The sequence below is a fragment of the Mesorhizobium sp. M8A.F.Ca.ET.208.01.1.1 genome (assembly GCF_004791315.1).
In the GTDB taxonomy this organism is placed as follows: Bacteria; Pseudomonadota; Alphaproteobacteria; order Rhizobiales; family Rhizobiaceae; genus Mesorhizobium.
Genome location: NZ_SRUT01000020.1, coordinates 1 through 8,539 on the forward strand (window position 1 = coordinate 1; position 8,539 = coordinate 8,539).

Genomic DNA, 8,539 nt, shown 5'->3' on the forward strand with positions numbered 1-8,539 from the left:
CAAGCTAACATTAGCCTATCGATAAGGGGCCGGCAAAACAGTCGTTGCTAAACTGGATGGGTATTCGCGCTGATCCACACGGCTGGCTATAGCGCCTGTTGATGCGCGGGCGACGAAGGAGGCTAGCCGGTCGTCAACAATGATGACACTGCCGCCCTCAACGATGCAGCGCATCGACTGCGACTTGCCAGCGGAAGCAGAACCCGCCGGCCTTGGTGAAGCAGGCGTTCACGGAGGCCGGCCACGCTTTAGGCTGGATCGCAGTTAACGAGGCGGCGCAGGTGGCCGGTATTTGAGACCAGATGCGGTCACGCCCGTCACCTCAATTACATCGCGAAATCTCCAATAAATCTCCGGCCCGATTGCTCAAACACATGGCGATGCGCCTCCCGTAAGACTGAAGCGACGGATGAGCCAGTTCACCGCTTCGCCCTGGTCCCGTTGGATTATGTGAGCTGCTTTGAGCAGGTGGAATTCCAAATTGTTGATCATCTTTGCCAGCTTCCACCCGCGGTCTGGCGCCACGGTCGGGTCGTCCGCAGACCAGATAAGCAATGTCTTGCCCCGCAGCTGATCGATGTACGGAAAGATATACTTCTGCTGCAACAGAATATATTGCCTCATATCCGACTCTTCTGGCGACAGACTCTTACGGACCTCCCATTTTTCGTGTGTCGCGGGCCGCCGATAGGCTATTCGCCGATACTCCTCTAACTCCGCCTCATACGGATCGGGCTCATAGGCGATGGCGCCTATCCGCACATATTCCTCTTCGCTCGGCATCGGGCCGGTATAGTCATATGAAGCGGTGGCGGCGTGGAGCCATGCATCGTCACGCTCGTCTCCAAATGGTTCTGGTCCAATTGGCGGTGATACGGCGCTAGATGTGAGCAGAACGATTTTCGAAACAAGGTCGGGGCGGACGATCGCTACCCGCGCAGCGACAAATGATCCTTCTGAATGACCGACTAGCGTGATCTGCTTCAAATCCAATGACTCGATGAACTTTATGACATGACCTACGCGGCCGAGCCGGTTAATATATTTGCCAGGAGTAGGATCGTCGGTCCCACCGAATTGGAGTTGATCAAGCGCGATCACTCTGAATCTGTCGGCGAGGCCGTGTAACTGCCAAATCCAGCTGAGCCTCGCATCTAAGATTCCGCCCGGCGACGCGCCATGGAGAAGCACAATGGGGTGACCGGCTCCCGTTTCGTAATAGGCCGTTCCGATACCCCCAACCGACATGCGACGTTCATTGATGGGCGTTTTGGCCGATCCCCTGGGCGACTGCGCGTCGCTGTCCGGAAGCGCATTGGTGCCGCCGCCGCTGATATCATCGAATTCCTGCGACATTTGGCATGCTCCTTCGATCTTCGTTGTATGGGCAATGCGGCCCTGGTTTTGTCGATTTAATCACACCAACGGGTCGCATTGTGCTCGTTGTTCTTCCTACAGCGCGATAAAGCGGCGATTCCTCACCCGTTTACGAGAAAAACCCACGACCAAAAAAGTTCTGGTCGCGAAGGCGGAACTTGGAGGAGGGACGGATTGTTGCGGCGGAGTATGGAGCACCCGGAGTGAAAATGAGGTGTCGCACCGGAGGGGGTACGGTCGTGTCCAATCAGGTGGTGTAGCTCGGCGGAAGCGGAGCGGCTCGCGAGCGCGTGTTGATAGCGCTGTAGATGCTATGGGCGGCGGCGAGCGTGTGGCACCCTCGGCGCTGTTGAGCAGCTACCTAAGGAGCGCCCCATGTCGCCATCCTTTGATGCAAGCAAATCCCTTACCGCCCTTGATCAGGACAGCACGTTGGTCGCAGTGATTGAGATGAGCCAGACAAAGTGGCTCATTGCTGCGACGGTCCCTGGCTTTGAACGTAATCCTCTCAAGAAGCTCGATGCCGACCCGGATTCGGTGCTCAGCTATTGCGTCCGGGATGGGAGCCGCTCCATTGACCCACTCACCGTATCGCGCGGGGTAACGGAAGGGCTCGAGTTCCTCGGATTCCGCTTCGGATGCATTGGGAAAGGCGCTATGGCTACGCCCACGCGTCGAAATCCCCAAGGCGAAAGCCGCCAACCTACGTCTAAAAGTCAAGCAACTGACGAACCGTCATAGTATCTCCACGGGCGATCACCCCATCCTGCGCGGGTGGGCGAACTACTACCGCTACTGTGTTGGTGCAGGTCCTGTATTCGTCAACCTTGGCTGGTATATTGGTCTGCGTCTGTACTGCTGGCTGCGTAAGAAATGCCCTAAAGCAGGGGCGCGAGAACTGTGGGGCTCCCAACAGCCTAGCAGTCGCTGCCCCACAAGACGGCTCTGGCGTGACGGCCCTGTTGAGCAACACCTACTTGGCTGGACAGCCGTTGGCCGGTACCGACTAGCATGGATGGGAACGCCTGACTTTGCCATGTTTTCTGGAGAGCCGGATGCGTAACGAAAGGCGCATGTCCGGTTGGGCGAGAGGTGATGTGCCGTCGAAAGGCGGCAAGGCGCGCATCGCCTACGCTACGCACTTACCTGAAGGTCCGCCGCGCCCATATCATCGCCGTTGGGGTCAACGCGGACGGCCGGCGCGAGGTGCTGGGCCTGGAAGTCGCACCTTGGAGGCCGAGCCGATCTGGACCGAGTTCCTGCGCAAGTTGACCCGTCGCGGCCTGCGCGGCGTCAAGCTCGTCGTCTCCGATGCCCACGGAGGCATCTGCGCGCGACATGAGAGAGGTGCCGCGTGCACATCATGAGGAACGTGCCGGCCCATGCGAGCGGGCGCCGCGTCGTGTCCGCTTTCATCGCCACCGCCTTCGCCCAGGAGACGCCCGAGGCCGCGTCCGTACAATGGCGCGCCGTCGCCGACCAGATCCGGCCGAAGGTGCCGAAGCTGGCGACAATCATGGACGGCGCCAAAAACAACGTGCTGGCCTATATGACCTTCCCGAAGGAATATCGCGCCAAGCTCCACTCGACGAATCCCATCGAGCGTATCAAGGGCGAGGTCAAGCGGCGCACCGAGGTCGTCGGCATCTTCCCAAATGATGACGCCATCGTCCGCCTGGTTAGCGCGATCCTGCTTGAACAGAACGATGAATGGGCCGCAGCGAGCCAGATATATGACCCTGGAAACGATCAGCCAAATGAGCGATGATCCCCTGATCAGCCTGCCAGCGGTGGCGCGCTGATCAGCCCGGCCCGTGCCGGAGAGCACGGCGACCACTGCCGCCAGCTATACCACTCCGCGGGACACGATCGGGGGTACGGCGAGGCTCTCACCGCTGCGGGGGCGAGCGCGACCAACTGTGGCGACAGCGGTGCTTCCGAAATCGCTTCGGTCTCGTTCAGGTGCTAGCAAGATTGCGACACAGTTCGAGCCTCGCGGCTCGGTGGCCGTGGGGCGAGAAAGCCAGAATGGCGGATAAGCCGTCGGCGAGCGTGTGGCAGGAAGATGCGAACTGGTGCGTTCGAGTGTGATCATCGCGCTGCTGCGGAGAAGATTTCAGCGGAACGAGTTTTGCCTTCGGCCGCTATCATGCAAGTATTTGCGATCACGATGAGCATAGCGCGTTTTCAGTCCCGGAAGAAAGTCGGACCGCTCCAAATTATCTCAAAACCAGATGGCTATCATACGCAAACTGAATTGGACGTAGGACTTCCGGGGCGGTCAATGAGTTGGCGCCTATGCTAGGCTAGCGCGTGGCCTGTCATGCGCCCGCTTCAGCCACGGACGTTGCGGCGCCTCCGGCCAACTCTTCGCTCACCCCGTCGCGTAGCCGCCGGGACTAAACTGAACGCCTTGCCAAGTACGGCTGGAAGAAACAACATGAGGAGAAGTCTATGAATAATGAGCACGATGCTCATCAGGCCGACGTGGCAGCTGGGTATGATGTGGTCGGTTCCATTGCGACAAACGTGGCGGATGGCTTCACGATGGTAGCGGTTGGCGACCTAATCGTGTCGCGTGCGGTGACCAAAGCTCAGCATTCGGGCTTCTGCGCCGTCGTCAAAATCCTTCATGATGCTGACGTCACGTTTGGCAACCTGGAAGTTAACATCTTCGATATCCGATCGTTCAATGGAAGCCCGCAGGCTGAATACGGCGGTGCGTATCACCTCAGCCTGCCGGAGGTCGGACCTGATTTAAAGGCGATGGGATTCAACATTGTGGGTCGCGCCAACAACCATTCCCTTGACTGGGGCGTTGAAGGCATGCGTGAGACGAGCCGAGTGCTCGATCAAAACGGGATCATCCATGCAGGCGTGGGCGAGAATCTTGCACAAGCCGGCGCGGCCCGCTTCTTCGAGACCGCACGTGGTCGCGTGGCGTTGTTGTCGTGTGCTACAACATTCAAGCCGCTGGCGCGGGCGGGCGATCCCGCTGGCGAAGCGCCAGGCAGACCAGGACTGAACGCCCTTCGTTTGACGCAAAGCATCGTCGTTTCGCCCGAAATGCTCGATAATGTGAGGCTGATAAGTTCTATCTTGCCTACCGACATCCCCGTCCCTGAAGATCCGAATAAGGTCACGCTCGCTGGAACAGCATACAAAGTCGGCGACAAGGTCGGATATAGCTTCGAACCAGACACGCGCGATGTCGCCGACATTCTACGAAACGTCCGTCGGGGCAAGCAGTTCTCCGATTTTTGCATCGTCACGAACCACGGTCACGAGCCTGGGAATTGGAGTCAGGAGCCACCTGACTACGAACAATCGTTTGCGCATAGCCTCATTGATGCCGGGGCGGACGCTTACATCGGGCACGGACCTCATCAACTGCGGGGCATTGAGATCTACAAGGGCAGGCCGATCTTTTATAGCCTTGGAAACTTCTTCCAGGACGACCTCGGGACGCCTTCGGGCGCCGAAATGTTCGGCGACTACGCCAAGGACCCTCGGGTCGATACGGATGCCGAGGTGAAGGTTGCCGAAATGGCAGGCTATTCAAACCCGGTTTTTTGGGAAAGCGTCATCGCAGTCAGCCGATTCGAGCAGAACCAGCTTGCTGAATTGCGGATGTGGCCGATCGGCCTTGGTCAGTCGAATAGGTTTGCAAACCGCGGTATTCCAAGTCTCGTAGACACGCAGCAAGCAAGAGCCATTCTCGAGCGTCTACAGACACTCTCAAAGCCATTTGGGACTGAGATCGCCATCGAGAACGACGTCGGTGTAATCAGAGTGCGGCTCAACTCGCCGCGATGATTACAATGAGCGCATTGAACTCCTTGAAGCAGCTCGAGCGAAAGCCCGTCCAAGCATAGGCAGCAAAACATGCGCGCAACGGAAAATCCCGATCACTGGTTACTTCGACCGCTTCTCTCATCGCCCGGTGGAGACATTCGTTGCGCATTTGAGACTACGGGAACCCGGTCCGTTTCGCACGCGTCTCCTACGCGTATCAGCGCCGACCCGAATCCTTAGGACCCAGGAATGCACTTCGAGGATTTGTCGCATCTTCTCGACCAAAGCCTTGAGGGGCGTCGGCTGGAGGCCAAGCTAGGCTTGTCCGAACCGGATAGATAGGTAACACAATGGACCGATAGCATGGGTGACAGTTTTCTTGTCCGCCGGGAGGACCGGCGATGGTTTGGCGAGAGACTGGCATCATGGACGAGCGGCTTCGGTTTGTTGTGGATTGCCTTGCATATGAGGAGACGATGAGCGAGCTTTGTGCGGCCTACGGCATATCGCGCAAGACCGGCTACAAATGGCTGAGGCGTTACCGGGAGTTCGGCCCGGAAGGTTTGCATGATCTGCCGCGGGCGCCACTCAATCATGGCCGGACGACGGCTTTGGATCTGGTGGAGCGGATCGTTGCGGCAAAGGAAACGCATCCGCTGTGGGGTCCGAAGAAGATCATGGCGCGGCTCAAGCGCACCGCTCCCGAGCTGCTGTGGCCGTCGGCCTCGACGGCTGGTGCAATCCTTGCGCGGCACAGGCTTGTCAGCGTCCGCAAGCGGCCACGGCTGCGGGCCTGTGGCAACGGACCATGGCCGCAAGCCGAGGAGCCGAACGCGGGTGTGGACGGGCGATCACAAGGGCTGGTTCCGGACCCGTGACGGGTGGCGCTGCGAACCGTTGACGGTGATGGATGCGTCGAGCCGCTACCTTTTGGCGCTCGAAGCGACGGGCTCGACGGCGGACGACGAGGCCTGGCCGGTATTCGAGCGGCTGTTTGAGGAGCATGGTCTGCCAGATCGGCTCAGAAGTGACAATGGCCCGCCTTTCGCGTCGGCCGGCGTCACCGGGCTTCCAACAAGAACGGCGAGTGGCTCACCATGTCGGACGCGGCCGCGAGCTTGGCTGTCGCATGTCAAAATCCGCCGGTTCGTCAGGACGGCATATTGCCAGCCGAGCAGGTCATGCGCGGCGCGCCCTACCAGATCCGCGCCAGCGACCTTGAAGATGAACGGATCAAGGCCGTCTCCACGCGCCTGAGCGTAGCTTCCCAGTTCCTCTCGAGCTGGGCCGCTATAAGCCCGGTTCTCCGGGTCGCAGGCGGCATAGCGGCCGGTTCAGCGGCTGGTGCTGGGCGAACTTCTCGAACAGGATCGTCGCCAACAGGTTCGGCCCGGCAAAGCCGCGCGGTGTCACATGGAAGGGCGCCGGTGGCTGCGAGATTTTCTCGCATCGCGGTAAGAGAACTTCTCGCGCACGGTCTGGATTACCTTCCACTGGCGCGGGATCACCTCCAGCGTCTCGGTGACGTTGGCTAGCTTGGCTGAACCGCAACACGGGCAGTTCCGGGGCGCGGCGATGGCGACACGATCACGTGGCAGATGTTCAGGAAACGGCTTGCGTGTCGGACGCTTGCGCTCAAAGGCCCTGACAGTCGATGACCGCGGCGCCATCTCCGCCGCCCGTTCGTCTTGGCTGGCGTCGGTCTCCAGTTCCTCAAGCTGCAGCTCCATCTGGTCGAGAAGCCGGGCTTTGCGCTCCGAGCGACTGCCATGGATGTCGCGCTTCAGCTTTTCGATCTCCAATCGGAGCCGGGCGATCAGCGCATCGGAATGCGAGTTCACGGCTTGCGCACGGGCGGCGAGTGCTTGCGCCTCCCGGCGGCCTGCACGCTCCGCGAGGATCATCGCATGCGCACTGGCAAGATCACCAGGAAGCTGATCGGCCACATCGGTCATTGCGCGATGGAATCATATTCGCTCCCGCCAAGCCAGCGGTTTTGCTCATCCCGCCGAGCTCGGACGCCAGGTTTTTTGCGGCATCCGCCAGTCGATGCCTTCGAGCAGATAGCCAAGCTGAGCGGGCGTGATCACCACCGTGCCATCGGCCGCCGAGGGCCTGATAAAGCGGCCACGCTCGAGCTTCTTCGTAAACAGACATGCACTCTGGCCGTCGTTCCAGATCACCTTGATCAACCCTCCCTGCCGCCCGCGGAAACAGAACAAGGGGCCGCTGTGCGGATCGCGCTTCAAAATCTCCTGCACCATCAGTGACAGGCTGGGGAAGCCCTTGCGCATATCCGTATAGTCAGTGGCGAGCCACACCTTCACACCGCTTGGGGTCGAGATCATCGCCGCTCCAGCACATCCAGGATCCGGCCGAGCGCCTCGCTATCGATATCACTTTCGACCCGCAGGCGGCGCGCCTCCAACCTCGATCGTCACCATGCTGCTCTTCTTGCGCGATCGAGATACCGGTGATTGCTGCGCAGGCGGTTGGGGCGCCGGCCGCGCCTCGACGACTTCCACCGCAACGAGCTGTGACATGGACGGCGCGGAGATCTGGCAGAGCTCCTTGCGCCACCGGAAAAGCTGGCTCACATGAAGGCTCGCCGATCGCGCGATCTCCGAAACAGTGGCCCCAGGCTCGAACGTCGCAGAGACCAGCCGCTCCTTCTCCTCCCCAGACCAGCGCCGGCGCCGCTCGACCGACGTGATCACTTCAATCTGATGCTTCGTCACCAGGGTACTCCTAATGCTTGCACTAGGGCTTGCAGCCTTCAGCCTACCTCAGCAAGGCGGCCGTCACCGGAGGGGTACCGTCCGCACCCGTCAACGCGCCTCCAGCCAGCGCGCAACTCATTGTAAACGCTGTGAAACATGCACGTTTATGGATGGAAATTAGTCTAGTGTGATGGCTGCGGAAGAAACGCGCCAAAGCGCGCTCGCCTGACATCTGGCGGCTTATCAGCCCAGCAGTCGCCGGACGACCAGATGGCTCTGGCGCGAGGATTGGTGACTGGCGAAGCTTGATCCGTGTGAGGTGCGCGGCGCCTTACCGTGCTGAGCTGGTGTCGGAACTTGCAAGAGAATGAGCGGTGTGATCGATCGATCCGAGACGCGGGACACTCCGTTGACACCATTGATCGTTGTGGGCCGCCATGATGTTGCAAGCGAACGACGCGGTCTCCACGGCGATCTCCCGCGAACTGGTCGGCTTCATGTGGGCCGTCGCCAGGGAGGCACACGCCTTACCCTGATCGCTCGCCGCGGCAATGTACACCTCGCGCATGGGCGAGGCAGGACCACGGCAGGAAAATGCGACGTCAGAGCTTTGTGGCCGGCGAATTGCCCGAGCCATGTCGATATTC

General features: G+C 60.0%; 6 protein-coding genes and 4 pseudogenes. 5 read left to right on the forward strand and 5 right to left on the reverse strand.

The features are described 5' to 3' along the window. Nucleotides 1-366 precede the first annotated feature (366 nt). The gene (locus EN851_RS33965) at nucleotides 367-1,356 is read right to left on the reverse strand and encodes an alpha/beta hydrolase (protein ID WP_245520878.1); all 990 of its coding nucleotides are present in this window, start codon (nucleotides 1,354-1,356) and stop codon (nucleotides 367-369) included. Nucleotides 1,357-1,752: 396 nt separating this feature from the next. Here EN851_RS33965 and EN851_RS37495 point away from each other — a divergent pair, with 396 nt between their 5' ends. The 5 genes and pseudogenes from EN851_RS37495 to EN851_RS37960 all read left to right on the forward strand — a co-directional run bounded on the left by EN851_RS37495 (nucleotide 1,753) and on the right by EN851_RS37960 (nucleotide 6,429). Next, on the forward strand, nucleotides 1,753-2,118 hold the full coding sequence (locus tag EN851_RS37495; protein ID WP_245520882.1) for a hypothetical protein: 366 nt from the start codon (nucleotides 1,753-1,755) through the stop codon (nucleotides 2,116-2,118). Then, nucleotides 2,021-2,440, forward strand: coding sequence for a group II intron maturase-specific domain-containing protein (locus EN851_RS33970; RefSeq protein ID WP_245520879.1), 420 nt, complete (start codon nucleotides 2,021-2,023; stop codon nucleotides 2,438-2,440). The genes EN851_RS37495 and EN851_RS33970 overlap by 98 nt, the downstream gene beginning before the upstream one ends. A gap of 104 nt (nucleotides 2,441-2,544) precedes the next feature. Continuing rightward, nucleotides 2,545-3,179, forward strand: a pseudogene (locus EN851_RS33975) (transposase); the annotation flags it as partial. 652 nt (nucleotides 3,180-3,831) lie between these two features. Continuing rightward, on the forward strand, nucleotides 3,832-5,193 hold the full coding sequence (locus tag EN851_RS33980; protein WP_135931026.1) for a CapA family protein: 1,362 nt from the start codon (nucleotides 3,832-3,834) through the stop codon (nucleotides 5,191-5,193). 380 nt (nucleotides 5,194-5,573) lie between these two features. Next, nucleotides 5,574-6,429 (forward strand): annotated as a pseudogene (locus tag EN851_RS37960) (helix-turn-helix domain-containing protein). 72 nt (nucleotides 6,430-6,501) lie between these two features. Here EN851_RS37960 and EN851_RS33990 read toward each other — a convergent pair. The 4 genes and pseudogenes from EN851_RS33990 to EN851_RS36820 all read right to left on the reverse strand — a co-directional run. Next, nucleotides 6,502-7,076 (reverse strand): annotated as a pseudogene (locus EN851_RS33990) (IS66 family transposase zinc-finger binding domain-containing protein); the annotation flags it as partial. Between the two features lie 96 nt (nucleotides 7,077-7,172). Further along, nucleotides 7,173-7,520 (reverse strand): IS66 family insertion sequence element accessory protein TnpB, encoded by a 348-nt coding sequence (tnpB, locus tag EN851_RS33995; protein ID WP_135931027.1) that lies wholly within the window; start codon nucleotides 7,518-7,520, stop codon nucleotides 7,173-7,175. A gap of 48 nt (nucleotides 7,521-7,568) precedes the next feature. Then, nucleotides 7,569-7,910 (reverse strand): transposase, encoded by a 342-nt coding sequence (locus EN851_RS34000; protein WP_189522002.1) that lies wholly within the window; start codon nucleotides 7,908-7,910, stop codon nucleotides 7,569-7,571. Nucleotides 7,911-8,223: 313 nt separating this feature from the next. After that, nucleotides 8,224-8,539 (reverse strand): annotated as a pseudogene (locus tag EN851_RS36820) (hypothetical protein); the annotation flags it as partial.